General features: G+C 53.2%; 26 protein-coding genes. 11 read left to right on the top strand and 15 right to left on the bottom strand.

Annotated elements, in window-relative coordinates; translation table 11 throughout:
* Nucleotides 1-24: 24 nt before the first annotated feature.
* Entirely contained in the window at nucleotides 25-1,341 is a 1,317-nt protein-coding gene (locus BS640_RS08685; RefSeq protein ID WP_084912390.1) for an MFS transporter, read from the bottom strand.
* A 447-nt stretch (nucleotides 1,342-1,788) separates the two neighbouring features.
* On the opposite strand from BS640_RS08685, the gene BS640_RS08680 reads away from it, so the two are divergent.
* Nucleotides 1,789-2,688 carry a LysR family transcriptional regulator gene (locus tag BS640_RS08680; RefSeq protein WP_017490377.1) on the top strand — a complete coding sequence of 300 codons (900 nt, stop codon included), beginning with the start codon at nucleotides 1,789-1,791 and terminating at the stop codon, nucleotides 2,686-2,688.
* A 25-nt stretch (nucleotides 2,689-2,713) separates the two neighbouring features.
* Here the strand turns inward: BS640_RS08680 and BS640_RS08675 are convergent, their stop codons facing one another.
* On the bottom strand, nucleotides 2,714-2,908 hold the full coding sequence (locus BS640_RS08675; protein WP_017490376.1) for a hypothetical protein: 195 nt from the start codon (nucleotides 2,906-2,908) through the stop codon (nucleotides 2,714-2,716).
* A gap of 136 nt (nucleotides 2,909-3,044) precedes the next feature.
* On the opposite strand from BS640_RS08675, the gene BS640_RS08670 reads away from it, so the two are divergent.
* The gene (locus BS640_RS08670) at nucleotides 3,045-3,791 is read left to right on the top strand and encodes a DeoR/GlpR family DNA-binding transcription regulator (RefSeq protein ID WP_017490375.1); all 747 of its coding nucleotides are present in this window, start codon (nucleotides 3,045-3,047) and stop codon (nucleotides 3,789-3,791) included.
* Between the two features lie 75 nt (nucleotides 3,792-3,866).
* On the opposite strand, the gene BS640_RS08665 is transcribed toward BS640_RS08670, so the two are convergent.
* From BS640_RS08665 to BS640_RS08655, 3 genes are all read right to left on the bottom strand, one after another.
* A complete protein-coding gene (locus BS640_RS08665) occupies nucleotides 3,867-5,132 on the bottom strand; it encodes a DUF1479 domain-containing protein (protein ID WP_017490374.1) in 1,266 nt (421 codons plus the stop codon).
* A 198-nt stretch (nucleotides 5,133-5,330) separates the two neighbouring features.
* On the bottom strand, nucleotides 5,331-5,981 hold the full coding sequence (locus BS640_RS08660; protein WP_084912389.1) for a LysE family translocator: 651 nt from the start codon (nucleotides 5,979-5,981) through the stop codon (nucleotides 5,331-5,333).
* Nucleotides 5,978-6,763 carry a YqcI/YcgG family protein gene (locus BS640_RS08655; RefSeq protein ID WP_017490372.1) on the bottom strand — a complete coding sequence of 262 codons (786 nt, stop codon included), beginning with the start codon at nucleotides 6,761-6,763 and terminating at the stop codon, nucleotides 5,978-5,980. The genes BS640_RS08660 and BS640_RS08655 overlap by 4 nt, the downstream gene beginning before the upstream one ends.
* A gap of 116 nt (nucleotides 6,764-6,879) precedes the next feature.
* Here BS640_RS08655 and BS640_RS08650 point away from each other — a divergent pair, with 116 nt between their 5' ends.
* Nucleotides 6,880-7,788 (top strand): LysR family transcriptional regulator, encoded by a 909-nt coding sequence (locus BS640_RS08650; protein ID WP_017490371.1) that lies wholly within the window; start codon nucleotides 6,880-6,882, stop codon nucleotides 7,786-7,788.
* Nucleotides 7,789-7,878: 90 nt separating this feature from the next.
* Here BS640_RS08650 and BS640_RS08645 read toward each other — a convergent pair whose 3' ends face one another.
* Nucleotides 7,879-9,153, bottom strand: coding sequence for an MFS transporter (locus tag BS640_RS08645; protein WP_084912388.1), 1,275 nt, complete (start codon nucleotides 9,151-9,153; stop codon nucleotides 7,879-7,881).
* A 152-nt stretch (nucleotides 9,154-9,305) separates the two neighbouring features.
* Nucleotides 9,306-10,199 carry a LysR family transcriptional regulator gene (locus BS640_RS08640; protein ID WP_084912387.1) on the bottom strand — a complete coding sequence of 298 codons (894 nt, stop codon included), beginning with the start codon at nucleotides 10,197-10,199 and terminating at the stop codon, nucleotides 9,306-9,308.
* 149 nt (nucleotides 10,200-10,348) lie between these two features.
* Here BS640_RS08640 and BS640_RS08635 point away from each other — a divergent pair, with 149 nt between their 5' ends.
* Nucleotides 10,349-10,798: a DUF4385 domain-containing protein gene (locus BS640_RS08635; protein ID WP_017490368.1), complete on the top strand. Its 450-nt coding sequence runs from the start codon at nucleotides 10,349-10,351 to the stop codon at nucleotides 10,796-10,798.
* Nucleotides 10,799-10,848: 50 nt separating this feature from the next.
* Here the strand turns inward: BS640_RS08635 and BS640_RS08630 are convergent, their stop codons facing one another.
* The 7 genes from BS640_RS08630 to BS640_RS08600 all read right to left on the bottom strand — a co-directional run bounded on the left by BS640_RS08630 (nucleotide 10,849) and on the right by BS640_RS08600 (nucleotide 16,897).
* Nucleotides 10,849-11,970 (bottom strand): nickel/cobalt efflux protein RcnA, encoded by a 1,122-nt coding sequence (locus tag BS640_RS08630; RefSeq protein WP_084912386.1) that lies wholly within the window; start codon nucleotides 11,968-11,970, stop codon nucleotides 10,849-10,851.
* 8 nt (nucleotides 11,971-11,978) lie between these two features.
* Entirely contained in the window at nucleotides 11,979-12,245 is a 267-nt protein-coding gene (locus BS640_RS08625; RefSeq protein ID WP_084912385.1) for a metal-sensing transcriptional repressor, read from the bottom strand.
* A gap of 156 nt (nucleotides 12,246-12,401) precedes the next feature.
* Nucleotides 12,402-12,860, bottom strand: coding sequence for a YbaK/EbsC family protein (locus tag BS640_RS08620; RefSeq protein WP_017490365.1), 459 nt, complete (start codon nucleotides 12,858-12,860; stop codon nucleotides 12,402-12,404).
* A gap of 83 nt (nucleotides 12,861-12,943) precedes the next feature.
* On the bottom strand, nucleotides 12,944-13,333 hold the full coding sequence (locus tag BS640_RS08615; protein ID WP_017490364.1) for a VOC family protein: 390 nt from the start codon (nucleotides 13,331-13,333) through the stop codon (nucleotides 12,944-12,946).
* 82 nt (nucleotides 13,334-13,415) lie between these two features.
* A complete protein-coding gene (rfaD, locus tag BS640_RS08610; protein ID WP_084912384.1) occupies nucleotides 13,416-14,393 on the bottom strand; it encodes an ADP-glyceromanno-heptose 6-epimerase in 978 nt (325 codons plus the stop codon).
* A gap of 322 nt (nucleotides 14,394-14,715) precedes the next feature.
* Nucleotides 14,716-16,143, bottom strand: coding sequence for a coniferyl aldehyde dehydrogenase (locus BS640_RS08605; RefSeq protein ID WP_084912383.1), 1,428 nt, complete (start codon nucleotides 16,141-16,143; stop codon nucleotides 14,716-14,718).
* Between the two features lie 73 nt (nucleotides 16,144-16,216).
* Nucleotides 16,217-16,897 carry a type 1 glutamine amidotransferase domain-containing protein gene (locus tag BS640_RS08600; RefSeq protein ID WP_084912382.1) on the bottom strand — a complete coding sequence of 227 codons (681 nt, stop codon included), beginning with the start codon at nucleotides 16,895-16,897 and terminating at the stop codon, nucleotides 16,217-16,219.
* 254 nt (nucleotides 16,898-17,151) lie between these two features.
* On the opposite strand from BS640_RS08600, the gene BS640_RS08595 reads away from it, so the two are divergent.
* The 6 genes from BS640_RS08595 to BS640_RS08570 all read left to right on the top strand — a co-directional run bounded on the left by BS640_RS08595 (nucleotide 17,152) and on the right by BS640_RS08570 (nucleotide 23,269).
* Entirely contained in the window at nucleotides 17,152-17,757 is a 606-nt protein-coding gene (locus tag BS640_RS08595; RefSeq protein ID WP_026110323.1) for a TetR/AcrR family transcriptional regulator, read from the top strand.
* A 182-nt stretch (nucleotides 17,758-17,939) separates the two neighbouring features.
* Entirely contained in the window at nucleotides 17,940-19,721 is a 1,782-nt protein-coding gene (locus BS640_RS08590; protein WP_084912381.1) for a glycerol-3-phosphate dehydrogenase/oxidase, read from the top strand.
* Complete coding sequence (locus BS640_RS08585; protein WP_017490359.1) at nucleotides 19,705-20,544, top strand: class I fructose-bisphosphate aldolase; 840 nt, start codon at nucleotides 19,705-19,707, stop codon at nucleotides 20,542-20,544. Before BS640_RS08590 ends, BS640_RS08585 begins: the two co-directional genes overlap by 17 nt.
* 63 nt (nucleotides 20,545-20,607) lie before the next feature.
* Nucleotides 20,608-22,107: an FGGY-family carbohydrate kinase gene (locus tag BS640_RS08580; RefSeq protein WP_084912380.1), complete on the top strand. Its 1,500-nt coding sequence runs from the start codon at nucleotides 20,608-20,610 to the stop codon at nucleotides 22,105-22,107.
* Between the two features lie 229 nt (nucleotides 22,108-22,336).
* Nucleotides 22,337-22,813 carry a cucumopine synthase-related protein gene (locus BS640_RS08575; RefSeq protein ID WP_017490357.1) on the top strand — a complete coding sequence of 159 codons (477 nt, stop codon included), beginning with the start codon at nucleotides 22,337-22,339 and terminating at the stop codon, nucleotides 22,811-22,813.
* Between the two features lie 30 nt (nucleotides 22,814-22,843).
* Nucleotides 22,844-23,269, top strand: a complete 426-nt coding sequence (locus BS640_RS08570) for a hypothetical protein (protein WP_017490356.1) — start codon at nucleotides 22,844-22,846, stop codon at nucleotides 23,267-23,269.
* A 32-nt stretch (nucleotides 23,270-23,301) separates the two neighbouring features.
* On the opposite strand, the gene BS640_RS08565 is transcribed toward BS640_RS08570, so the two are convergent.
* Nucleotides 23,302-24,294, bottom strand: coding sequence for an alpha/beta fold hydrolase (locus BS640_RS08565; protein ID WP_084912379.1), 993 nt, complete (start codon nucleotides 24,292-24,294; stop codon nucleotides 23,302-23,304).
* A gap of 164 nt (nucleotides 24,295-24,458) precedes the next feature.
* Here BS640_RS08565 and BS640_RS08560 point away from each other — a divergent pair, with 164 nt between their 5' ends.
* Entirely contained in the window at nucleotides 24,459-25,100 is a 642-nt protein-coding gene (locus tag BS640_RS08560) for a TetR/AcrR family transcriptional regulator (protein WP_017490354.1), read from the top strand.
* The last annotated feature ends 29 nt before the right edge of the window (nucleotides 25,101-25,129 follow it).

Raw genomic sequence — 25,129 nt, 5'->3', positions numbered from 1 at the left:
TATCCCATCGTTGAACAGCAGCGGTCAGCCGTTCCCGGCATTCATCGACAGCGCTATCGGGGCGCGTGAAGGTGCCTTGATCAACATCACAGAGACCAGGCAGAGGATATTGGCGGCAATCAGGTAATAGCCCGGTGAAACAGGGTTGTTAGTAAGTTTGATAAGCCATGAAAAGACGATTTGCGCCGTGCCGCCAAACAGCGTAATGCCGAAGGCGTAGGCAATAGAGAAACCGGTGGAACGGATGGCTTTTGGAAAGTTTTCGCAAAGTACCACCAGCACGCCGGAACCGCTGATGCACTGTAGCGCGGCCAAAACGGTAATAACACTGAAGAACACCGCATCACTGCGCCAGGTATTGATAATCTCCAGACCCGGAAGGAGTAACAGTAACAGCAGCAGCCTCGGTGCGATAATCGTGACCTTGCGGCCAAAGCGGTCGGCCATCCAACCACCAGTCAACGAGAAGACCACCACACAGACGCCAATCAGGATGGTCGACACCATGGCGGTGCTCGGCGCAAAATGCAGTTCATTAAGCGCATAGGTGGTCATGTAATTGAGAAAATATTGAGTAATGGTACTGCCCGAAAGCATAAAGATGCCGAGCAGCACCAGTCTGCCATGATTTTTGGCGACGTCGGTCAGCAGCGTTTTGGTGTTTTTACTGGCCGCCCGGTCCTCTTGAGTGAAATTTTCATGCAAATTGCGGCGCAGATAGAGGGCAATAGGCAGCACCAGAAGGCCAAAGGCGAACGGCACTCGCCATCCCCCGCTTGCCAGCTGGTCGTGGGTCAGAAAAACGGTAAGGGAATAACCGATTAGCCCGGCGGTAATACCGGCGATACCCTGTGCCACAATTTGCCAGCTGGTAAAGAACGCGCGTTTGCCTTTCGGCGCAGCCTCCATAATAAACGTCGTCGCTGGCCCGGCTTCGCCTCCCCATGCCAGCCCCTGAATCATACGAATAATCACCAGCAACACCGGGGCTGCCACGCCTATCGTTGCATAGCCCGGAAGAAAAACCAGTCCACCGGTGCCCAGCGTCATTAATACCATCGTCAACAGCATGGCGGGTTTACGGCCTGCCCTATCGGCATAGCTGCCGATAAATATTGCCCCCAGCGGACGCACAATAAAACCTATCCCAAATACCGAAACGGACAATAACAGACTCATAAAAGGCGTATCGGAGGGAAAGAAGACGTTTCCTATCATCAAGGCAAAAGTCGCATAAGCGCTAAAATCAAAAAATTCTACGGCCGCCCCCAGCACCACAGCGACCACTTCCTTTCGCGTTGGGGCGGGTCTGACACGACCCAGGGTTATTTCATTCGACATTAAGGCGTTCCTCAATATTGTCAGGTGATATTACCGAGACGGGCATCGCTATTTAAGCTCTCTATTGAATAACAAAACGCGCTTAGCGCCACTATCACTAAATATCATGTTCAGCGTATAAAAAATGTGTGCACCCAATGCTGGACTTTGCTTTAAATAAACATTATCAATTAATATTACCCATTGATATTAATCGATAAAAATAAAATATTTTTTATCATGAATTTTACTGGCGCATTCTCTTTGCGCAGCAATGCACTCAAAATGTGCGCCCCGCGAATAATCGGCAAAACTATTTATTCCGGAAACACAAAGTATGACGATGATTGCCAATCGTTTTTTATAAAGACGCTGCTGTTCAATTAACGGCGTTTTAATTTAAATGCACGGAAAGTGATCTCTTTGCCTCTTTAAAGAGCAACGCTGCCGTTTAAAAAAGGGAATAATATGCAGCTGCGCGCATTACGATATTTCAGTCAGGTGGCAAAATCGAGCTCGCTGCGAGAGGCGGCAGACAAGCTTTTTGTTACTCCCACCGCCGTGACGCGGCAAATTGAAATACTCGAACACTTTTATGGCGCACCCTTGATTGAGCGCAGCCCGCGGGGAATAAAATTAACCCGTGAGGGGCAGTATCTGGCGCAGGCCGTGCAGGCAACGCTTCAGGAGCTGGATTCGGTGAAGGAAAAGATTTCGGCGTCGCAGAGCATCGTCTCCGGCACCGTCAGAGTCTGCGCCGCTGAGAGTCTCATTTCCTCGTTCATCGCCCCCGCCATTGAAGACTTTCGCAAACTGCATCCCAAAGTCACCTTTGAAATAGAAATTGGCAGCGCGCCGCACATTGCCGAGGTATTGGTTTCCGGAAAGGCTGACGTGGCACTGACCTTTTATATGCCGGTCAGCACTGAGGCGATGCAGACTCACGGCTGTAAACTACAGCATAAGGTGTTGATGTCGGTGCATCATCCCCTTGCGGGGCGTGGCTTTCTGACCTTAAGGGACGTGGCGGCGCATCCGATTTCGATTCCTCCCTCAAACTTCTCGGTTAGGCAGCTTTTAGAATCGGCGGCGAAACGGGAAGGACTCACCTTTGATATGCGATTTATCGTGAGCTCACTGGACGTACAAAAGAAGCTGGCCAGCCTGGGATTGGCGCTGATCATTCTGCCGCAACTCAACGTCGGTGATACCGTCGAGAATGAGAAACTGATGGCGATTCCGTTAGCCGACCCGTTGATGGGCGTAGTGAACGTCAGCCTGTGTTTGCCTCGCCAACGCACGCTCTCCATGGCGACGAAGCTGTTTCACGGCCTGCTGGCAGAGCGTATCGACCAGCAGAATACCTGAAGTAGCGCGCCTGCATAAACCTTGCTCACCACGGCTTCAGCCGCCAGAGAGCAAGCGCGGCGGTGATGAAGTCGAAGGAAATGGCGCAGCCGAAGAACACCAGGCCGGAAAGCAGCACAAACAGCGGGCTGTAGATGAACGCCATACAGATAAGCCCGAGGAGCAGCTGGCTCCATTTTGACTGACGTGATAGCGATACTGAGTCACTGATTGTCGTCATGATGTCGTCCCCCTGGTAGACCGATAAGGAGACAAAGCCTGTAGCGTGCCAATAAGACGGAATTCATTTCGGGAGTAACAGGCCATCTCGTTGTTGTGATAGAGTATTTTGGTACTCAGCAACCCGAATGAGAACTATGAACACACGCCAACAGCAAATTCTCGAAATCGTTAATCAGCGTAAAAGCGTCAGCGTCAGCGAGTTGGCGCAGCTTTGCAGCGTGTCTGAGGTTACCGTACGTCAGGATCTCAATGCGCTCGAGAGTCAGCACTACCTCAAGCGAGTCCACGGATCGGCGGTGTCGACCGAGAGCGATAATCTCGATCAACGCATGCAAACCAACTTCCTCACCAAGAAGCTTATCGCAGAGTTTGCCGCTTCGCTGGTGGAAGACGGAGAGTCGGTGTTTATCGAGGGGGGCAGCACCAATGCCCTGTTGGCGCGCACGCTAGCTGAACGTGGCAATGTCACTCTCATTACCGTGAGCTATTACATTGCCAATCTTTTGAAAGATACCGAGTGCGACGTCATCATTCTTGGCGGCTTTTATCAGAAAGGCAGTCAGTCGGTTGTCGGCCCGCTAACCCGCAGTGGCATTCAGCAGGTGCATTTCAGCAAGGCGTTTATCGGTATCGACGGCTTCCACGACAGTACCGGTTTTACCGGGCGCGATATGATGCGCAGCGACGTGGTGAATGCGATTCTGGCTAAATCCACAGAAACTATCGTGCTGACCGACTCCTCAAAGTTCGGGTCTATTCAGCCCTATCCCCTTTCCGAACAATATCCCATAAGCAGGGTCATTACCGATGCTGAACTGCCTGCCGAGTATCAGCATAAACTCGAAGCCATGGGCATTGCGCTTAACATCGTTAATCCGTAAGACTTTCGAATGAAAGTAAAAGGCCCAAATCAATGATTTGGGCTCACACACGGGCTTTGGGGCTTTACGTCGTATTTAGCCGTTTAACGCCAGCGCCCTCTTGCCGATGGCGTTCAGGTCTTGAGGTTTAAAGCGGTTTTGCCACTCGGCCTCGTAATCCTCTTTCGGGAAATCGGCCGGAGAACCACCGCGCGCAAAGGCCTGGGCAACTTTTTTGGCGTATTCGACGTTTTTCTCGCACAGCGGCGCGGCGGGAATATACATCACATTCCCCCAGCCTTTCTGGTCTTCGACCGGGGCTACCGAGTGAATTACGTCGCAGTGCCACCACACGGAGTCCCCCGCCTCTAACGCCGGAATGCTGCTCAGCGCTTTGACTAACAGCGGATGCCATTTTTCAGAAATAGGCAATACTCTGCCGGGTGCGACGCCGCAAAGCTCGTCTTCCGGCACGTCATCCAGCAGCGGGCGCAGCAGGACGTACGCCATCGCTTCCGGGATAGGCACGACGTGCAGTAACCCTTGGTTCAGCGCCATATCCGACAGCGCCGTCCACCCCTGAAACGTCCGGAAAGCTGAACATTTGGTGGTGTTGCCTACCTCATATTCATTGACTTCGGTACGGTATGCCGCATCCCACGGATCGTATTCACTGAAACGTCCGGTGAAGATTTTACGAAACACTTTCTGATAAGCAGGCAGCAGCCAGCGCTCCAGTGCGCCAGAATCGGTGTGGGCGCCGAGGCCTTTGGAGGTCGTCCCCGGACGACGATGGCGGATACGGTCGGGATAGATAATGTTGATATCAGGATCAAACCAGCTTAGGCCGCCGGACTCAAACTTCCAGAGGCGGTTCATGAATGACTGCACGTTCGCCATGCGCGGATCTTGTCGGGCGTTCATCTGCGCCGGAGACCAATAGATTGGGAAAATTTCAGGCTTTGAAGCCTCCAGACTGCCAAAGAAATTGTCACCCGGACCGCGATACTGCTCGTCGAAGTTGTTGGAATCGAGATAATCAATCATCGATTTATCCCACGCCAGCGCCTGCTCACGGGGGAAGTTTTGCCTGACTACCAGGCATCCGCGTTTCTTAATCTGGGCAAGGGTGTTCTGTGAAACTGTCCCTGCCTCAATCTCGGCGTAATCCACCACCGGCCACGCGGTTTGTCCCTGGGCCTTGACGGCACTGATTTCCTCTAACTCTTGCTCAATCTTATTACAAACCTCGGCGAAAAGCGCTTCAACATCGCCAATCTGGCGACGAAGCTCTTTCTTCATTTGTACAATATTCTTTTTATGGTCTTCTGGTAGGGTCTGGCTGGTAAATGACTGTTCCATATTCTGCTCCACATAGGGGTTATCAACCTTCGAATGAAGAATTAAAACCTTCGAACATAAGAATAAGAAGTCATTAACGAAAAAGCAACCTCGTCATGTCGATCAATAACGCACATTTGAGGCGCAACGGTAAGTAAGGGTAAAAAAAAACGCGCTCTACATACCGTAGGCGCGCTTTTCCTCAAATCGGGGAGGAAGCTATACAGGTGCGTTAAGGCTGGAGATTATCTCACCTACGTTATAAATGACGCCGCAAAACGCAACGCCCAGCAGGAAAATTGAAGAGGCAAGCTCAAACTTCTTACTGTGTTTAGCAGGGACCCACCGTCTTACCGCCAGGATATAAAGGGTCAGAACGGAAAAGTCGAAGAAGATCCACACCAAGGATAAGGTCATGATACTGCTACCAAAATCACGTGTTACGGTAATGAACTGTGGAAAGAAAGAAACGAAGAACAGGATATCTTTAGGGTTAGAGATCCCGGTCATGAAGCCGCGAAAAAATCCGCCGCTGCTTTGTATCACGGGGGCAGGCAACTCTTCGTCTATTGCCGTCTCCGTCTTGCTCAGGCCTATCAACCCCTGCACGGCCATGTAACCGATGAAGATTGAGCCGACGGTGCCGAGCACATACAGATAGATTGATTTCAGAGAGACCACGCCAGCAAGCATCAGCGCAGCAAAGGCAATCAGTACCAGAGAAGCCCCATTGGTCCCTACGACCGTGGCGAACGCCTTACGATAACCATGGCGCGCCGCCGTGCCTGTGACCAACGCCACCACGGGGCCGGGTGTAAGCAGCAGCATCAGCACTGAGAGAATATAGGCGCTCAGCAGTGTGAGATTCATGCTTTACCCCCTTTATTATGAATATGCAGCGGACACCGCGAGAAATCCGCACTGCCCGGCTCATTCATCTGATACTGCTTCCATTCCAGATTGTGCTCATCGCCGTAAAAGCCCAGCGCCTTCGGCAGATAGCCATTGTTGTAATTGCAGACGCGCCTGCGGATCTTCTCTCTCACTTTCACACCTTTTACATCTTTATGGCTGGCCACAATGTCAAAATGGGCCCGGGGATTAATAACAAAAACAACATGCTGTCCGAGATTCCGGCTTCGCAGCTGGAGATGACTCGGACAGCTGATGTTGATAAAAAGCTCTATGCCCCCAAAGCAAAATGACCATTCGCTGCTTTGTGGATCGGTCGGAATGGCATCCGGCCAACTCTGCGGGTCGCCGTCGTGCATTTCCTGAATGCGCTGCCAGGCAAACTCATGCTCCTGACGCAAATTCTGGAAACCGGTCTGCTCGAAGACCATCAGCAGGGGGCTATAAAGCCTGTCTTCCTCTTTGACTGTTTTTGTACGATGTACAAAGGCCTTTAACGCACTAATCACGTCCACCTGCGTGGAGCTCGTGCTGACAAAGGCAAAGTTAAGCGCTTCACTTTTCCATGCGTTACGGGCAAAAAGACAAGGAAACAAAGGATCGTTCATACACAGGCTGATATCGAAGAAGGCCTCGACTCGCCAGTCAATTTCGCCGGTGAATTTTCCAATATCATGGCCTATCATTCTTAAATCAGCCTGTTTGACCATTTCTCCATTAGCCAATAAACCGTTTTCCATCAACTTTCCTTATTAATTTTGGCTACGCTGACTGAGATTATTCCCAGAGAACGGGGTCTTGAAAAACGGATAAAACTACAGTTAACTGTGAGTAAAACTCACAATGAGCGCCAAGAATGAATCAGTCTCTTCCGCCGCTTTACGCACTGCGGGCCTTCGAAACTGCCGCACGCTACGGCTCTTTTAGCCAGGCTGCTGCGGCACTTAACGTCACGCCGGGTGCCGTAAGCAGACATATCCGCACATTAGAAGCCTGGTTTGAGTGTCAGCTGTTCACCCGTTGCGGCCCGCGCGTCGAGATTTCTGACGCCGGGCGTTTTCTTGCCGGGCAGTTGCAGGAGGGATTTCAGAGTCTGGAAAATGCCTGCCGTGCTTTTCAAAGCAACAGTCACCAGCTTCGTTTGAAAGCGCCGTCGACGCTGACCATGCGCTGGCTGCTCGATGTGCTGAACGTCTTCAGGGAAGAAAACTCAACGCCGACCATCGAAATAACCAGCGTGTGGATGGACATCGATACCATTGATTTCAGTAAAGAACCTTATGATTGCGCCATTCTTTTGGGCAATGGAAAATTTGGTCCTAATACGGAAAGCACGTTGTTGTTCAAAGAATGGTTAATCCCGGTCTGTGCACCGAAGCTTTACCAAAAGGCGCGTGAAAATCTGCCAGACTGTGAGCTTATTCATCCGTCGACCGACCGCAGAGACTGGCGACGCTGGCTCAAGGGCAGTGGAAACCAGCATTCGCTGAATATTGCGCGAGGTAAGGTCTTTGATACCCTTGAACAGGGAAATCTGGCAGCGATCAGCGGCCACGGCGTCTCGGTTGGCGATCTGCTGCTGAGTCTGGAGGCCATCAACAGCGGCCTTTTGGCGTTGCCCTTCGAACAGGCGGTGAGCACGGGGGACGGTTATTACCTCGTCTGGTCGGCCAACAGTCAGCGGAAAAATAATATTGAGCAGCTCTGCACCTTTATGATGAGCCGCGTACCCCGGCATATTCCACAGGGAGTGAAACTGCTGTAATGGCTGGTTTCGGGCCATAGGGTAGCGCCACACTGCTCAGAATAATGTAAACCTCTCAGAGTGGCATAGCGCGCAGGGTGACAGTTTCCGTTAACGGTAAACGGAAATTTTACGGTAGAACACAAACGTCATTACGCCAACGGCGGCAACCAGCCATGCCATGCCCGCCAGCGTCCAATGGGCATATCGATAAAGCGCCAAAACGATCAGTGGCAGCGTGCTCGAACAGAGCGAATAGGCCAGATTGTAGATTAAAGAAATCCCCGTCACCTTCACCTGCGGCGGGAAAAGCTGCACCATCACCGCCGGCACGGCGGCAATCACACCGCAACACAGCCCCAGGAAAAGGTAACAGCCCAGAACGGTCTTCACATTGCTGCCGAGAAACAGGGTCATCACCGTGACGCCAATGGCCAGCATGACGGAATAGACGGCAAAAATGTTCCAGGCGCCAAATCTGTCAACCAGACGACCCGCGATAATACAGCCAATATTGAGCATCAGAATGCCTAAACAGCTCACCTTGAAGGTGGTTGCAGCATCAAATTGCCAGCTTTTCTGCAGGATAATGGGTAACGCGACGACGGCAATAATAACCGCCGAGGTCAACACGGCGGTCAGCAGGGAAGCAGGGATGGCCGCCCTGCGGTGTTTGCGCAAAATGTCCATCAATGGAAGACGTTCGGAAAGAGACTTTTCCTTTTGCAGCGCGATAAACACCGGCGTTTCTTGCAACCAGCGGCGCAGCCACAGCGAGATGAAACCGAGCAGTCCCCCGACAATGAAAGGAATGCGCCACGCCCAGGCGTTAAGCTCATCGGCCGTGAAGTAGCTTGAGATAAAGGTGACGGTCAGCGCGGCCAGCATATAGCCAAACGTCAGGCCAGCCTGAAGCAGACCCAGCGCGAATCCCCGATGTTCAGTCGGCGTATGTTCGGCAACAAAGACCCAGGCATTGGGCACCTCGCCCCCTAGCGCGGCCCCCTGAATTATCCTCGCCACCAGCAGGAGCAGCGGTGCCCAATAGCCAATCTGCGCATAGACCGGCAACAACCCCATCGCCAGACAAGGCATCGCCATAAAAAGCACCGTGAAATTAAACATGTGCTTACGGCCATAGCGGTCAGCGAAATGGGCAATCAGCAGGCCGCCGAGCGGACGCGCCAGATAGCCGACGGAGAAGATAGTCATGCTTTCCAGTAAACGTATCCATTCTGGGGTATCGGCAGGGAAAAAGACGTTTGCAATGGTAGTGGAAAGAAACACAAAAATGATGAAATCGAAAACTTCTAACGCTCCGCCAAGGAGCGAAAGTGAAATGACTTTATAATCCTGGCGGGTCAATGTAGGGGCAATTGCGGTCATTGAGAATGTCTCTTCAGCGGTGCCAAATGAATCCGACGTACTCTAGGGGTTTGTGCCAGACGATACAAAGTAAAAAAAGACATACCCCCATCTAAAAAACTCAGAGGGGGGCGCAAAGTGAAACTATCAGTAACATCATGAAATAGAAGAGATCATGTGAATCCAAGGATCATCTCTTTAATTGCCACCACGGCGGGACTCGCCTGATCCTTCTCTTTAATGTTCATAAAATAGCTTTTGCCGCTGGCGACCTGATGCGCAAATGGGATGACCAAAGATTTATGTGCGATCCTCGAGGCGGCCATTCTGGGGTCAAGCAAGGCAACGCCCAGCGAGTCTGCGGCCGCCGACATGGCAATCTCTGAGGTGTCGAAAGTAATGGTTTTCTCGGTATTGGCCATTTCAAAACCGTTTTCGGCAAGCCAAAGGTTCCACAGTTTCATGTTCGGCAAGATACGTAACTTGCAGGCGGTGTTCACCACCTCTCGGTCGAGCAGTATTTGCTGATAAAGCGCGGGTGAACACATCAGCGTCAACGTTTCTGAAAACAGCTTATAGCTGGTATAGAACGGCAATCCGATACTGTCTCGGGTGATGATAATGCTGCTCACGTCGCCCAACTCGCCGGCCTGGCGCTGCTTGTCATCCGCAGAGGTATCGACCTTGATAATATAATCATGCAATGCGCGCTGAATTTTATCGAGTTTCGGAAACAGCCACTGCATGGCAAAAGTTGAAGGGGCCTTGATAAGCACAACCTTGTTCATCGCCGATAAGTCGGTCTCTAACTGACTGACTTTGTCCAGTATTGCCTGCGCATTTTCAAGGAAGAAGCGCCCTTCCTTAGTCAGGGTAAGTCCGGTGGGCTCACGTTCGAACAGGTAGATACCGTACATTTCTTCCAGCTGTTTTATCTGCCTGCTGATGGCGCCCTGGCTTCGGTGTAAAAGTTGTGCGGCTTTACTGATGCTGTGCGTTTTTGCACACAGAACCAACGCCTGGAGTGCATTCAGGCTCGGCAGCCGGGTGTTGATTTCCTGGGACACAGGTCACCTGTCGCTTTAAAAGTTTTTCGGAGTTTACCACAGGCCTCGCTCAGGGCATGTCCTGCGTGCAGAATGAGAAACCCTGACACATAATTCAAAGGGGCGTGGCGCAATTTCGCCGCCCGAAACACTTTTCAAGGACGGATAAAATGGGCAAGTTTAATTACCAGCAGGATTTCGACAATATCGACTTTCGCCAGCACCCCGAGCTTTATCAGGTTGGACGCGGTGAACAGGGCGTGCTGATGGTTGAGCCTTATAAATCCGAGATTTTGCCCCACTGGCGCTTCAAAACCCCCGACGTTGCCAAGGCCTCAGCCGAAGCCATTATGACGCTGTTTGAACGCTATCGCGAACAGGATGATTTTGTTGGCATGGATATGGCGCGTAAATTTATCCAAATGGGTTACACCCGCGCCCGTCGTTATGCCAATTATCCCGGAGGAAAGAAATACGCCAAAGACCGCTCTGTTTTGCCGCGCGATATTGATGAAGAAAAAGCCGCCTCCGCCGCTATCTTCAAAACCTACTGGGACCGACTTCGCGCCGATGACGATTACCTTAAACGCAAGAAGGCCCACCAGCAGAAGCAGGGTTAAAAGAGAGTCTGAACAGAGCCTCTCCTGATCCTTCTTTAGCCTTTGCAGAGCTAGCGCATCACGCCAATCCAGCCGTGGATCCCCATATATAAACCGACTATTGCTATCAGCAAGCTCGAGAAATACGGTGCCCGCCGCGCCAGAGTGTTCAGACCGCTCCAGCGTTGGGTGGCCTTGCGCACGCTGTAGGCCGCAATAACCCCAACCGTGACCAGCGTAATGGCCAGTCCAATGCTGAAACAGAAAACCAGTGCGGCACCGAGCGTGAATGCCTTGACCTGGATACACAGCAACAGCACGGTGATGGCCGCTGGACAAGGAATTAGCCCTCCGGTCAGCCCGAAAAGAATAACCTGCCCCGTGGTCACGTCACGATTTGCGAAGCGTCGTTTAATGTCATTGGCGTGCGCCTTCTCATGCGCGTCCTGATACTCCTGAGAAGAAACGTCTAACCCTGCCAGTTCAGCGTGAGAACTTGGGTGCGAGCTTTCTGCAAATTCGACATCATAATCATGCGAATGCCCCGCGTGGCCCAACGACAGGCGAGCCATAAACTGATGAGGTTCGGGAATAGCGCGGACTGACTGCAGAAAATCCCCCTTTTCTTCAAAATCGAAAATCTGCGCAAAACCTTTCTGACGCCGGGTGGTAACAGAAACAGACTTAGCGCTCCAGTGCTGGCCCGAGATACGCTTAATCCGCCAACGTGACTGCCCGCCCTCTTCAACAATCGAGAGTTGAATCTTTCCATGCCCGGTATCGACGAGCTTTGACTCATCGCTGTCCTGATGGACCTGCTGGTAACGCTGCTCGGCCTTCCACTGCTGCTCACCGCGCCAGGTGCGCCAGAACATCCAGGCCGCCGTGGCGACGATAATAAACGCAGAAATAAGCTGAAAGTACGGCTCGGTAGATTCGGCAGAAAACTTGTGGCTCAGCGCCATGCCCCCCATGGCAATCAGCCAGACGATGGCCGTATGTGAAATTGTCGCCGCCAGCCCAAGGTAAACCGCCTGACGAACGGTACCGCGTATCGCCACGATAAACGCGGCCATCATGGTCTTGGAATGCCCGGGTTCGAGGCCGTGCAGCGCGCCGAGCAAAATGGCGCTGGGAATAAAGAGCCAGGCATTACCCATACCCGACTGCAACAGTGCAGAAAAATCGGTCATGCTGATCCTTAGAGATACTTGGTAATTTCTTTGAAAGCGCGAATAACGTCGGCTGACACCTCGCCGTCCTGAATCGCGTGTTCAAGACAGTGGTCGAGATGGTCGTGGATCAACACTTTTTTGGCATTAATGACCGCCTTCTCAACCGCGTGCAGCTGCTGCGCAATATCGAGACAGGTTCTCTGGTCTTCAAGCATTTTGATGGTGCTGTTCAAATGGCCGGACGCGCGCTTGAGGCGCTTTATGATTTCAGGATGTGTTTCATGTGCATGCATTTTACTATCCTATCGGGGGGGATAGGATAATGCTAAGCCATCCTGAAATAGGATGCACGATTTTTAGAGGCAGGAAGTCATCCAAGTCTGAAAGGCTCAAATAAAAAAAGCAGCCTTTTGGCCGCTCTTTGCAAACAGAGTGAGAAAACGCTTTCTTTAACGGGTCACGTCAATCCAGTCTGCACCGGTAATGCTCGCCAGTCTGGCCGGGGCAATGCGAACGCCGGAATTAACGCTGCCGCCCGCAGGCAGCACTTCGTCATAACTTTTTAGACTGTGGTCACAATACACTTTGACCGCATCAGCGGCGGCGAACGGACAAACGCCACCCGGCGGATAACCGGTCAAAGTTTCGACTTCGTCAGACGCCAACATGCGCGCCTTGACGCCGAAAAGCTGCTTGTACTTTTTATTGTCGATCCGGGCCGTGCCCGCCATCACCAACAGTACAACCTCATCATTCACCCGAAACGACAGCGTTTTTGCTATCTGCCCGCTTTCAACCTCGAAGGCCTCTGCTGCCTCGGCAACCGTAGCGGTACTTTTTTCCAGCACCGTGACCGTTGCCTCAGGTGCATGCTCAGCAAGGAACTGCTGGACACGTTGAACGCTCATGCTCTCTCCTTAAATGCTCGGTTTTAGGAAAAACCCCGTTTTCGATAATAACCGCGCATCGCCGCCTGGGTAAAACCTTTATGTTATCCCCACGCCCTGTTCTGTAGCACCACTCTGTAACTGTCCGTGTCGATGAAGGTTTTACCTGCGACGTCCCAGTAAGGATTGAAAGATTCAACGGCAACGAATCCTGCCCTCAACATACGCTCACAGGAGGCCTGCCACTCGGAGGTCTCGGGGATGTACAGCACCAGCAAATCTTCGGTAGAGGGCTGAGGTTTGACAGGATGAGAATGGCAGACGGTAAATTCAAGGTGCCAGGCGAGGGAGTCATGGCCCAGCATAATGCCGCTGAAGCCGTCATGGTCAGCAAATTCGGCAATTTTGTTCAGACCTAATCCATCATGGTAGAGCTGGAAACTGCGTGCTAAGTCGGTAACCGGGCGCGCAATGCGCATATGGCAGGGAAACATAGACAATCCTTTGGCTGAAGAGGTGAAATAAGGCTTTCACTCTATCGCAAAATGGCGCGGCGGGAAGTCTTGATAAGATCGTTTAACCGCCAACCTGCTTCAAGTATTCGATATATTTTGCCATCCCTTCACGCAGCGGGGTAAAGCTCGAGGTATAGCCTGCAGCTCTAATTTTGCTGATGTCAGCCTGAGTAAAGTATTGCGCCTTCTCTTTCAACACCTCGGGAAACGGGGCAAAATGGATGTTTTGCTTTCTTTGCGACAGGTCGAAGGCCGTTTTTGCAATAGTGAGAAACGAATTGGCCTCACCGGTGCCGACATTATAAATACCCGACTGAGGCTGGGTGACTAATAACCAGTTAATGACCTGAGTCACATCATCGATATAGATAAAGTCTCTCGACTGTTCGCCGTCATTAAACTCGGGAATTTCAGACTTAAATAATGTCACCGGTTTATCATTTAACACCGACTGACATATATTGCCTACCGAGCTCTTCATGTTGCCTTTGTGGTACTCTCCGGGACCGTAAACGTTAAATAGTTTAAGCCCGTACCAGTGCTTAGGCGTTTGAATATTTTTATTTTCAACGTCGCGAGCCACGCGTAAATCAAAAATATTCTTGCTCCAGCTATAAAGATTAAGCGGGGTCAGTTTATTCAGAAAGCGCGGGGACTGATGGTCTTTGAATCCTTCGGAGCCGTCGCCGTAGGTACAGGAGGAGGAAGCATAGATAAAAGTGACTTCGTTCTCTGCGCAGAATTTCCACAGGCGGACCGAGCGGGAGAAGTTGTTCTCGAGCACGTCATCGGCGTCAACCGCCGTGGTTTCAGATTTAGCCCCCAGGTGGATGATAGCCTCGATTTTTGGTTTCTTCTCTAACCAGGCATCGAGTTTTGACAGCGGGATGAAGTCACTGAATTCGCAATTGCTAATATTACGCCACTTTTCATCACAGCCCATTGCATCGCAAATAACCACATCCGTAATACCGGTTTTATTTAATGATGACAGCACATTAGAGCCGATGAATCCGGCCGCACCGGTTAATAAGATCATGATAAGTCCAGACGTTCTCTTACGTTAAATTAACGACACGGGGAATTAAGTGTGAAAAATATAACATGAATATTACGAGCAAAAATATCAGTAATTTCTGATAAGCTTATCAAAAATAATAAATCACACAATTCCTTGATCTGACGCACTTTTAATATAACTCATTAATTTACATGGCGTTATTTTAATCAGAATAATTACGGGGATAGACGGAAAGGAAAAATATAACACTTAGTTACCCGGAAATAATATTCTCTGCGAATATTCTCATAAAACGAACCTGCATTGCACAGGTTCGTTGCGGCTATTTTATACGAATAAATTAATGAGACAGAATTTGTTCTAACTGTTCGAGCTTTTCACCATAAGGTGCCCGCAGTCTCAGGCTGGATTCACCGCTCGGACTTTGCTCAACCACAGCTTTGGCGTGGCTAAAACGCAGGAAGCCGTGAATGCCGTGATAGGCACCCATCCCTGACGGACCCACACCGCCAAACGGCAGGCTCTCGACCGAGGAGTGCGTCATGATGTCATTAATGACCAGGCCACCCGAGGTGGTCATATCGGCCATACGACGCTGATTTTCGGCATTATCACCAAAGTAGTAGGCAGCCAGGGGACGAGGATGCGCATTGATGTAAGCCACCGCTTCCTGCTCCTGCTGATAACTTTTCAGCGGCAGAACCGGACCAAACACCTCTTCTTGCATCACGCGCATATCATCGGTCGCGTTCAGCACCAGCACGGTGGCCATTTTACGGGTGGCCGCGTCATAGGCGACTTCACCTTCGGGTGCCAGCGACACAACGGTTGCGCCCTTGCTTTTCGCGTCTTCAAGCAGCGCAATTTGTCGCTCAAAGTGCGCGTCACACACCAGCGAGGTGTAATCCGCATTGCCTTGCAGGGTGGGAAACGCCTGCTGCATAAATTCGCGCGCATGGCGCACAAACTCATCCTGCGCCCCTTCCGGCAGCAGAACATAGTCGGGTGACATACAAATTTGCCCGGCGTTGAAGGTTTTGACTGTGAGCGTACGCTCGACCGCAGTACGCAAATTAGCGTCAGGCGCCACCAGCACCGGCGATTTTCCGCCCAACTCCAGCGTGACCGGCACCAGGTTTTCTGCCGCAGCGCGCATCACGTGGCGACCCACGGCCGTACTGCCGGTGAAGATCAGGTGGTCAAACTTCTGTGCACTGAACGCCGCGCCCACATCGGCCTCACCTAGCACGGTGGTCAGTTCGAGCGAGTCAAAATACTGGCTGACCAGCTGAGCCAGCAGCGCGGAGGTTTTCGGCGTCAGTTCGGAAGGCTTGAAAATTGCCCGGTTACCGGCGGCAAACACGCCAGCCAGCGGAGAGAACGCCAGATTCAGCGGGAAGTTCCACGGCACGATGATGCCGACAACGCCGAGCGGCTGAAACTCGATTCGCGCCTGCATGCCTGGCATTGGCTCGCTGTTTTCCTGCGTCTGCATCCACTGCGCCACGTTTTCCTGCGCATGTTGCAAAGATTTAATAGACATACCGACGTCGGCAGCCAGCGACTGATAGCGGCTACGATTGCCATAATCGGCGCAGATAGCCTCGGCCAGCGCCTGATGATTTTCCTTAAGCAGGCGCTCGGCGCGCTGTAGTCGGTCGAGTCGCAGCTCGAGGCTCGCCGGGCCCGCTTCAATGTGCGCCTGTTTCATGGTCGCGACAACGCCAGGAAGCTGGTCGATAGTGATATTTTTAAATTCGTTATTCACAATAATTCTCTTTTACTCATCCGCCGACCAAAGCGGTCGGCGGATTTAAGCGATTTTTAGAAAGGATAAAGACTTAGTGAGCCAGTTTTTTAATCAGTGCTTTAGCAACTGACGCCGAGCTGGCCGGGTTTTGACCGGTAACAAGCTGGCCGTCGACCACCACATAATCCTGCCAGTCGCCAATCTTCGAGTAGTCGGCACCGAGGCGGATAAATTCGTCTTCAACCAGGAAAGGCACGACGTCGGTTAGCCCCACGGCGGCCTCTTCAGAATTGGTGAAACCGGTAACCTTGCGACCTTTGACCAGCGCTGAGCCGTCGGCGGCCTTCACGTGGCGCAACACGCCCGGTGCATGACAGACGAAGCCGTGTGGCTTGTCGGCGTTGGCGAAAGCTTCTATTAAGGCAATCGAGTCTGCGCTCTCGGCCAGGTCCCACAGCGGGCCATGACCGCCCGGATAAAACACCGCATCAAAGTCTGCCGCATTGACGTCGGCAAGCAGCCCCGTGCTGGCCAGTTCCTGCTGGGCCTGCGGGTCCTGACGGAAGCGGTCAGTTTCGGCAGTTTGTGCTTCAGGGGTATCACTTTTTGGATCCAGCGGAGGTTGTCCGCCTGCCGGAGAGACCAGCGTGACTTCGGCACCGGCATCTTTAAAAGCGTAATAAGGCGCAGCGAACTCCTCCAGCCAGAAGCCTGTTTTACGTCCGGTGTTGCCCAGTTTGTCGTGAGAAGTCAGAACCATCAGAATTTTCATGTTGAACCCTTACGTGAGTGATTTGAACGGTGACACGCGGACTGCCATTGGTTTTCAAGCCTGATTTTGCAGAGCAAGCTCGAAGCTTAAAACCAATAACAGACCAGTCGTCTAGAAACTGAATGCAGTCTCTACCTCTCGATTTATGAAGTCAATGGTTTTTTTAAAACGCTTTTTTGGGCAGTTATAGAAAATCGTGCTTGTCGTCGGACGAAAACTAGACGACTGGTCTAGTGAGTGATATTATCGCTGCCATGAAACAAGCATACGATGATACTCGACAGCACATACTTGATACCGGCTACCGAATGATGGCAGTGAAGGGCTTTACCAGCGTAGGGCTCAACGAACTGCTGCAAACGGCCGGCGTGCCCAAGGGCTCGTTCTACCACTACTTCAAGTCCAAGGAACAATACGGCCAGGCTCTGCTGGAGGACTACTTCCGCACCTATCTTGCCGCCATGGACACCCGATTCTCCGCCGCCGACCTGACCGGCCGTGAGCGGCTAATGAGCTACTGGCAAAACTGGCACGACCGCTACTCCTACGACTGTAGCACTCAGGCCTGCGATGCGCTGGAGTGTCTGGTCGTTAAGCTTAGCGCCGAGGTCGCCGACCTTTCCGAGGCAATGCGCCTTACGCTGCGCGACGGTACCACGCAGGTGATTAACCTGATCAGCGCCTGTATACAACAGGGCCAGCAAGACGGCTCCCTGACAGTTATCGATGCCCGACAGACGGCGTCCGCGCTTTATCAACTGTGGCTCGGCGGCAGTCTTCTCAATAAACTGCACCGCGACGGCAAACCGCTGGCCCAATCGATGATTACCACTAAAGCCATTCTCGGTATCCAGGCTTAATCCCAGCCTGGTTTTCCCCTCTTTCTGCCCTCTTTTCGTCTGATTCACCGACGCCGATCACACTCCCGTCACTGTGAAGACGCTATTTTTTGCCCACACCCCGTTTTTCCCCTATACCTCTCATTAAAAACCTCTTCATTTATCGACATTATTTTTATCCCCCTCATGCGGAGCATTTACTGATGGAACACGATAACGCGTTACCGCCGTTCAGTTCTCCTCGCTCGGTTAAAATCGAAAAAATGCAGCAATTAACTGCGACGCCGGTGGTGATTATCGGTGGCGGTATCAACGGCATCAGCACCTTCCGTGAACTGGCGTTGCAGGGGATCCCGGTGATTATGGTCGAACAGGGAGACTGGTGTCAGGCCGCCAGCGGCGCGCTGTCGAGGATGATCCACGGCGGACTGCGCTATCTTGAAACCGGCGAGTTTTCGTTGGTCAAAGAATCGGTGCAGGAGCGCGACCGGTTGCTCAAGAATGCCCCACACTACGTTCACCCTCTACGGACTACGGTGCCTATTGACGGCTGGAGCGGCGGGTTGATTAACGCTGGAAAACGCTTTCTGCGCCTGAGTGAGCGCCCATCGCGACGCGGCGCCCTGATCATTAAAACCGGTCTGTCGATGTATGACCTTTACACCCGGCAATACGGCTCTATGCCGCGCCACGAGCTGAACGGCCAGAGCGCCACACGGCAGCGTTGGCCGGATTTTGCCCACTGGGTTAAATGCAGTGCGACCTATTACGATGCGTGGATTAGCGCACCGGAAAGGCTGGGAGTTGAACTGATTAACGACGCCGAACAGGCCAATCCTCAGGCTCTGGCGCTGAACTATGTGCAGCTGATTGGCAGCGACGGGGAAAATCTCACCCTGCTGGATACGCTCAGCGGTCAGCATTTTACGCTGCATCCTCACGTGGTGGTTAACGCCGCCGGTGCCTGGATTGATCGCCTCAATCGCACATTGATGCAAAATCATCCCGGCAAAAAACTGATCGGCGGTACCAAGGGTTCGCATCTGATTATCCGCCATCCGCAGCTGTTGGCCGAGCTTAACGGCGAGATGGTGTACTACGAAAATCAGGAAGGCCGGGTGTGCATTATGTTTCCGTGGTATGGCAACGTGCTGGTCGGCTCGACCGATATTCGCATCGACGACCCGGATAATGTGGTGTGCGAGGCGGAGGAACAGCGCTATATCCTCGAGTCGCTGCGCTTTGTCTTTCCGCATTTTACCGTCGATGACAAAGACGTGCTTTACACCTTCAGTGGCGTGCGTCCCCTGCCCGCGAGCGACAGCGAAGTGAACGGTCGCATTTCGCGTAACCACTCTCTGGTGCTGCTGCCACCGGAAGCCGGACGCGACTACACCACGCTGTGTCTGGTCGGCGGCAAGTGGACGACCTTCCGGAAATTTGGCCAACAGGCCGCCGATAAAGTGTTGAAGCTGATTGGCGAGCGGCGCAAGGTGAGCACGGGCGACATGGCGATTGGCGGCGGCAAAGACTACCCACAGCCCGAAAGAAAAGCCAAATGGATTCAGCAGGTCAGTCAACGGACGGGCGTGCCTATCGAACGCCTGAGCCAGCTTTTGGCGCGTTATGGCACTCTGGCGGCAAACATTGCGACCTTTATAAATCAACAGCCTGAGCCTGACGGCAATTTATCGCAGTTGCCGGACTACAGCCGCAACGAACTACGCTATCTCATTCAACGCGAACAGGTTGAGGCGCTGGAGGACCTGCTGGTGCGACGCACGCCGCTGGCAATCAGTGGCCAACTCACGCTGGCAAGGGTTAAGGAGCTCGCCGAACTGCTCGGTGACGAGCTGGGCTGGAGCACCGCGCGCACCGCCGAACATCTTGAAACCACCCTTTCACGCCTTGCCAGCCTGCACGGGCTGACCGGGCTTTATCCGCTGCACGCTTCAGAGGGAGTCAGTCATGTCAGCAACCCATAAGGTCAGGCTTAATCGACTGTTTAACAATGGAAAATGTCTCGATGTCGCTATCGATCACGGCATCGCCAACGAACCGGATTTTCTGATTGGGCTTGAAGATATCAGCACCGTGATGAGCAGCCTCATCGCCGCGCAGCCCGATGCTATTCAGGTTAACTACGGTCAGGCTGACTTGCTGCAACAGGTGGCGCAGAAAAAACCGGCGCTGGTGCTGCGTACCGACGTCGGCAACGCCTATAACGCCGCACGTCACCGTGAAATGTGGGCGGTGTTGCACAATCCCGAACAACCTATCCTCGCCGCCTTACAAATGGATGCCGCCGCAGTCGTGGTTAATCTCTACATGATCCCCGATGAACCAGGCATTTTCCGCCAATGCGTCGAAAATATTGGCCGTCTGCGCCACGCCTGCGAAAAATACGCCATGCCGCTGATGATTGAACCATTGGTGATGGCCCCCGCCGGTCAGGGCGCAGCCTACGGATCTTTGGGCGACGTCGACAAGATTGTGCCGCTGGTCCGACTGGCCCGCGAGCTGGGTGCCGATATTATCAAGGCCGACCCGACCGATAACGTTGAAGACTTTCATCGCGTGGTGGAAGCCGCACGCTGCCCGACGCTGGTACGAGGCGGCGGTAAGGGTGAACTGTCGGCAGTATTGGACAAGACCGCCGCACTGATGGCCCAGGGTGCCTCGGGGATGGTCTACGGCCGCAACGTATACCAGCACAGCAATCCGTCACAGGTGGTGAAGGCGCTGATGGCTATTATCCATCAGGGCGCAAGCGGCACGGATGCGCTGGAGATTTATCAGCGGTTCTGATGTGCATATTGCTTGAACTGGCGCTTAAGCGGTGCGCCGTAAACCCTAGATTGCGGGGTATTTATGAGTGAATGTCTGCTTGGGATTGACGCGGGTAACACCATGATCAAGGCGGTGCTGTTTAGTCTTAGTGGCACCGTCTTGTCCGTCGCAGAATGTGCCGGTGAAACGCATCAGCCGCAGCCGGGCTTTGCAGAGCGCCCGGTTGAGGACATCTATTTCGGCGTCACGCAGGCCATTCGCGATTGCCTGTTGCGCGCACCACAGCAAAATATGCGGGTCATTGCCGTCGGTGCCGCCGGACACGGCAACGGCCTGTATGCGCTCGACCCACAGCAGCGACCGCTGCTGGGTATTCAGTCTATCGATCATCGCGCTTTTGCCCGCGTGCATGAACTGGAACTCACGGGACTTGACCGCGCCATTTATACTCGTTCGCTGCAAAAACCCTGGCCTGCGGCCACGCCGGTGCTTATCAGCTGGCTAAAATGCCACCGCCAGGACGTTTATCGCCGCATCGGCCACCTGCTGCTTGCCAAGGACGTGATTGCCCATTTTCTCAGCGGCGAGATTTCGGGCGACTATTCAGACGCCGCCGGGGCAGGTCTGCTCTATTACGCCAGCCGCAGCTATGACCCTGAACTGATGGCGCTTTACGATATTGAAGACGCGCTGCCGCTGCTGCCACCGCTGCATGAGTCCTGTGAAGTGGTGGGCAAGGTCACGCCACAGGCCGCGGCGTTGACCGGTCTACCCGCAGGTATTCCGGTGGTAGCCGGGATTTTTGACGTGGTGGCCAGCGCCGTCGGGTCAGGCGTGGTCAATGTCGGGGAGGCCTCTATTGTCGCCGGAACCTGGAGCATCAATCAGGTGGTGGTCGACAAGCCGGACTATCTGCGCCCGGTATTTATGAATTCGATGATAGAAGGTGACCGCTATATGGCAATTGAGGCCAGCGCCACCTCAGCGGCTAATCTTGACTGGTTTTTACGCGAGTTTGACGACGGACGAGCCGGTCAGGGCGCGGCGCGCAGCAGTGACATCGTCGCCAGCGTAACGCCGAACAATCAGCTGCCGCTCTATCATCCCTATCTCTATTCGGGGCGAAAAGAAGGCCCTGCAAAGGCCGGATTCTACGGCCTGGGCGGCTGGCACACGCGTGCAGATATGCTTTATGCGCTGTTCGAAGGCGTTACCTTTGCCCACCGGGCGCACATAGACAGGCTCCGTGCCGCGGGCATCAGGTTCGAAAAAGCCACGCTTTCCGGCGGCGCGGCGCGCAGCTGCATCTGGCCGCAGATGTTTGCCGACGTTTTAGGCATCCCAATTCGCGTCACCGAGTGCAAGGAGACCGGTGCGCTGGGTGCCGCTATCTGCGCAGGCGTCGGCGTCGGTATCTGGCCGAGCCTGTCGGCGGGCGTCCTGCAGGCGGTCAGCATCTTGCCACAGCCCTTTATGCCCAATCAGCAACAGTTTGCATTTCATCATCCGCGCTATCGGCTGTTTAAAAGACTCGAAACCCTAATGGCCGAGGTCTGGCACGAAGAAGAAGCGGCAGAGTAGAACTCGCCCTCACCTAAGCCAGCCTCCCCGGCTGGCCTTTTTGGTGCATTTTTGCACTGCGCTCGCCCCTATCTCTCACCTTCTGGCTTATTCATCCTCGCTCAAAAATTCATCACACTGATTTTTATCGACTAAATATTGTTCACCCGTTTGGCATAACTGTTGCATTTAATTAGTTAATTAATTAACGCCGTTTTTTATTGCACCATTAACATCAGGAGAACAGGTCATGACGGTTGATGAAGTGATTGCGCGTTTCGAGCAGGAACGCGAAAAGATCTGGTTTGAACAGCCCGCTGAAATTGCCGACCTCGGTAAGGGTATCGTTCCGCGCGGCACCGGGGCACGCGGCCAGTACCTCAGCACCATCATCTTTGCCGAAGGTGAAGCGCGCACGCTGGCCGACGAGATGCTGTGGGGACTCATTCGTGTGGCCGAAGACAATCCCGAGGCCGATTTGAAAACTCTGCAACTGCTGATTAAAGAGATTATCGGTTACAAGGCAGACTTTTTCGATTTCGTCAGCCTGCCCGAAGCTGCAAAAATGGTTCATCTGTATGTGGCCACCGCCGAGCGTTGTGAAACGCTTGGCGAGCTGGCAAACCTCTCTCACGCCGCCCTGTCGTGGGCAAACCGTCTGCATATGTGGGTCGATTTCATTCTTCCCTGGGGTCTCGGCGACGGCTTCCGCCGCGTAAAAGCCTAATCATCTATTGCTGTTTAATCAGGGGGAACCATGAAATTACAAATGTCCGTCGCCGGTGAGGCCGTCTGCGTCATCGAAGTATGGGAAGATAAAGTGCCGAATCTGGCTAAAGAGCTGCGCGCCAAGCTGCCGATGACCAGCATCTTGCAGCACGGTAAACTGATTGGCGACATGGTGTTCTTTACCATGCCGATCGTTGCGCCGTGGGAAAATAAGTTTAAAACCGAAGAGGTCGGCAGGATGCGCCGTGAGAAGTACGGCGTTTGCACCGGCTCAGTGTGCTTCTACAGCCCACGTCAGCAGTTTTGCGTAGTCTACGGCGACGATACCGCCGAAGAACCGCTGCCAATTTCCTACATTGGGGAAGTGATTGAAGGCTCGCTGCAGCTGCGGGTCACCGGATTAGAAACCTGGTTCGATCAGGGCCGTACCGTCGAGCTGGCGGTTATCGAGTAACGCCCGATAGGGCGGCAAACGCCGCCCTCAGTTCAGGCACAACTTTCTCGCAGCAGTTCGCTGATAGCGCACTCTATCTCCGCCGTTTCGCGCGCAAAGCGCCCTGGCGCACCCGCACAGTGACCGTAGGGAGAGACCAACGGCCGCCACTCGCCGACGTTTGCCGGTAAACGGTCAAACTCTATTCTGGCCTCCTCTGGAGTAAAATAACGGTCCGTACTGCCCACCATCACACAGGTTTTAGCGCTCACACCAGCGATAGCGTCGAGGCTGACGTCGCCGCTCTGCCAGGTGGCCAGCATGGCCAACAGATTATTGGCGTCCCAGTTTTGATGGTCTTTTTCCCAACTCTGTAGCAGCTGTTCCAGCGTCTCAAACCCTAAATCACGATAGCGGGCCGCGCGGAAAAACTCGGCGCTGTAGGCCCATCCGGCGTAGACGCGTCCAAACGCCGCCAGCCCGGCCAGCGGCGAGGTGCGATAACGCCCGTGGTGATAAACCGGGTCAGCCTGCAACGCGCCTTTTATGCCTTCAAGGAAGACGTGATTCAACGGCCAGCAGCGCGCCGTGCCGCACACCGGCAATAGGGCCTTCACCTGCTGCGGAAAACTCACCGCCCATTGCCAGGCCTGCATAGCGCCCATCGACCACCCCGTCACCAGTGCAAAAGCGTTGATCCCCAGCGACCTGCTCAGCAGATGCTGGGCGTTAACGTTATCTTTAATGGAAACCGTGGGGAAATCTGCTCCGTGCTGCGCGCCGTCGTGGCTCGGCGAACTCGAGACGCCGTTGCCGAACATATTGGTCAGCACGATGAAATAACGCCTCGGGTCCAGCGCCCTGCCCGCTCCTATCAGCTTGAGATAGCTGCGGTGCGTGCCGGTATAATAGCTGGGGATCAGGATGGCGTTATCGCCCTGCACGTTCAGCTCACCAAAAGTCGCGTAGGCAAGCTTCGCCTGACGTAATACCTCGCCGCTTTGCAGGACAAAATCCCCCAATGAAAACTGCTGATAGTCCTGCATTATGCCTTTCCCTCTTGGCCCGCTAATTAATTAACTAGTTAACTTATTGAGATGCTGAGAGTTTTAAAAACACTCTATAAAATGCCTATAAATCATTTCATTAACCCGATTTGTCATGCGAAACTGATTGCTTAAACAATAGACTCTGAACGACAGGATGGCTAATGAAGGAACCCAACGTCACGGCGCGTGCCCCCGCAGCGGATAAGCCGGCCAAAAAGAATCAGAGCGACGTCGCCGCAAAATTGCTGGACTCGGCCTTTGACCTGTTTGCCCATCAAAACTACTCTTCGGTTCGCATCAAGGACATCGCCAAGGCGACCGGCCTGAACTCGGCGCTCATTTACTACTATTTTGGCTCCAAGGAAGACCTGTTCCTGAAGGTTATTGAGGCCGCGGTAGAAAAGGCGTTCGTCCAGTTCGACACCATCACCGCCAACGCCGCCAGCCCGCGTCAGGTGCTTTTCTCATGGATTGAGGTGCACATTTTGCAGTTCACGCTGATGCAAAAACTGGCCAAAATCAGCCTCGACTATGCCAACACCCACGAGCATCTCACCAACATCGACAAAGCGATTAAAAAGTTCTACGAGAAAGAGTCGGTGGTGCTGAAAAATACCCTGAAGGAAGGCATTGCCGCCGGGGAGTTCCGCGAGGTGAATCCTGCCGATATGTCGATGTTTATCTCAACCTTTCTTGACGGCGTGCTGTTCCGCACGGTGATGTTCCCAAACTTTAAATACAAACACGCCATCAACTGCATGCGCGAGTTTGTGCTGGAACATCTAGAACCTGTCCAGGCCTGAGGCAACCCCTCATCGCCTCCTTCCCCCTA

Origin of the sequence: Rouxiella badensis (assembly GCF_002093665.1) — a bacterium.
GTDB classification, from domain to species: domain Bacteria; phylum Pseudomonadota; class Gammaproteobacteria; order Enterobacterales; family Enterobacteriaceae; genus Rouxiella; species Rouxiella badensis.
This window is presented reverse-complemented; position numbering and strand designations above follow the sequence as displayed.

Bases quoted from the DNA above. Each gene is read 5' to 3' on its own strand.
- BS640_RS08565 (WP_084912379.1), bottom strand. From the start codon at position 24,294: ATGCAGGACTATCAGCAGTTTTCATTGGGGGATTTTGTCCTGCAAAGC.
- BS640_RS08625 (WP_084912385.1), bottom strand. From the start codon at position 12,245: ATGCATGCACATGAAACACATCCTGAAATCATAAAGCGCCTCAAGCGC.
- BS640_RS08585 (WP_017490359.1), top strand. From the start codon at position 19,705: ATGTCAGCAACCCATAAGGTCAGGCTTAATCGACTGTTTAACAATGGA.
- BS640_RS08630 (WP_084912386.1), bottom strand. From the start codon at position 11,970: ATGACCGATTTTTCTGCACTGTTGCAGTCGGGTATGGGTAATGCCTGG.
- BS640_RS08685 (WP_084912390.1), bottom strand. From the start codon at position 1,341: ATGTCGAATGAAATAACCCTGGGTCGTGTCAGACCCGCCCCAACGCGA.
- BS640_RS08580 (WP_084912380.1), top strand. From the start codon at position 20,608: ATGAGTGAATGTCTGCTTGGGATTGACGCGGGTAACACCATGATCAAG.
- BS640_RS08675 (WP_017490376.1), bottom strand. From the start codon at position 2,908: ATGACGACAATCAGTGACTCAGTATCGCTATCACGTCAGTCAAAATGG.
- BS640_RS08595 (WP_026110323.1), top strand. From the start codon at position 17,152: ATGAAACAAGCATACGATGATACTCGACAGCACATACTTGATACCGGC.
- BS640_RS08655 (WP_017490372.1), bottom strand. From the start codon at position 6,763: ATGGAAAACGGTTTATTGGCTAATGGAGAAATGGTCAAACAGGCTGAT.
- BS640_RS08620 (WP_017490365.1), bottom strand. From the start codon at position 12,860: ATGAGCGTTCAACGTGTCCAGCAGTTCCTTGCTGAGCATGCACCTGAG.
- BS640_RS08590 (WP_084912381.1), top strand. From the start codon at position 17,940: ATGGAACACGATAACGCGTTACCGCCGTTCAGTTCTCCTCGCTCGGTT.
- BS640_RS08575 (WP_017490357.1), top strand. From the start codon at position 22,337: ATGACGGTTGATGAAGTGATTGCGCGTTTCGAGCAGGAACGCGAAAAG.
- rfaD (WP_084912384.1), bottom strand. From the start codon at position 14,393: ATGATCTTATTAACCGGTGCGGCCGGATTCATCGGCTCTAATGTGCTG.
- BS640_RS08600 (WP_084912382.1), bottom strand. From the start codon at position 16,897: ATGAAAATTCTGATGGTTCTGACTTCTCACGACAAACTGGGCAACACC.
- BS640_RS08680 (WP_017490377.1), top strand. From the start codon at position 1,789: ATGCAGCTGCGCGCATTACGATATTTCAGTCAGGTGGCAAAATCGAGC.
- BS640_RS08650 (WP_017490371.1), top strand. From the start codon at position 6,880: ATGAATCAGTCTCTTCCGCCGCTTTACGCACTGCGGGCCTTCGAAACT.
- BS640_RS08645 (WP_084912388.1), bottom strand. From the start codon at position 9,153: ATGACCGCAATTGCCCCTACATTGACCCGCCAGGATTATAAAGTCATT.
- BS640_RS08660 (WP_084912389.1), bottom strand. From the start codon at position 5,981: ATGAATCTCACACTGCTGAGCGCCTATATTCTCTCAGTGCTGATGCTG.
- BS640_RS08570 (WP_017490356.1), top strand. From the start codon at position 22,844: ATGAAATTACAAATGTCCGTCGCCGGTGAGGCCGTCTGCGTCATCGAA.
- BS640_RS08635 (WP_017490368.1), top strand. From the start codon at position 10,349: ATGGGCAAGTTTAATTACCAGCAGGATTTCGACAATATCGACTTTCGC.
- BS640_RS08560 (WP_017490354.1), top strand. From the start codon at position 24,459: ATGAAGGAACCCAACGTCACGGCGCGTGCCCCCGCAGCGGATAAGCCG.
- BS640_RS08665 (WP_017490374.1), bottom strand. From the start codon at position 5,132: ATGGAACAGTCATTTACCAGCCAGACCCTACCAGAAGACCATAAAAAG.
- BS640_RS08670 (WP_017490375.1), top strand. From the start codon at position 3,045: ATGAACACACGCCAACAGCAAATTCTCGAAATCGTTAATCAGCGTAAA.
- BS640_RS08615 (WP_017490364.1), bottom strand. From the start codon at position 13,333: ATGTTTCCCTGCCATATGCGCATTGCGCGCCCGGTTACCGACTTAGCA.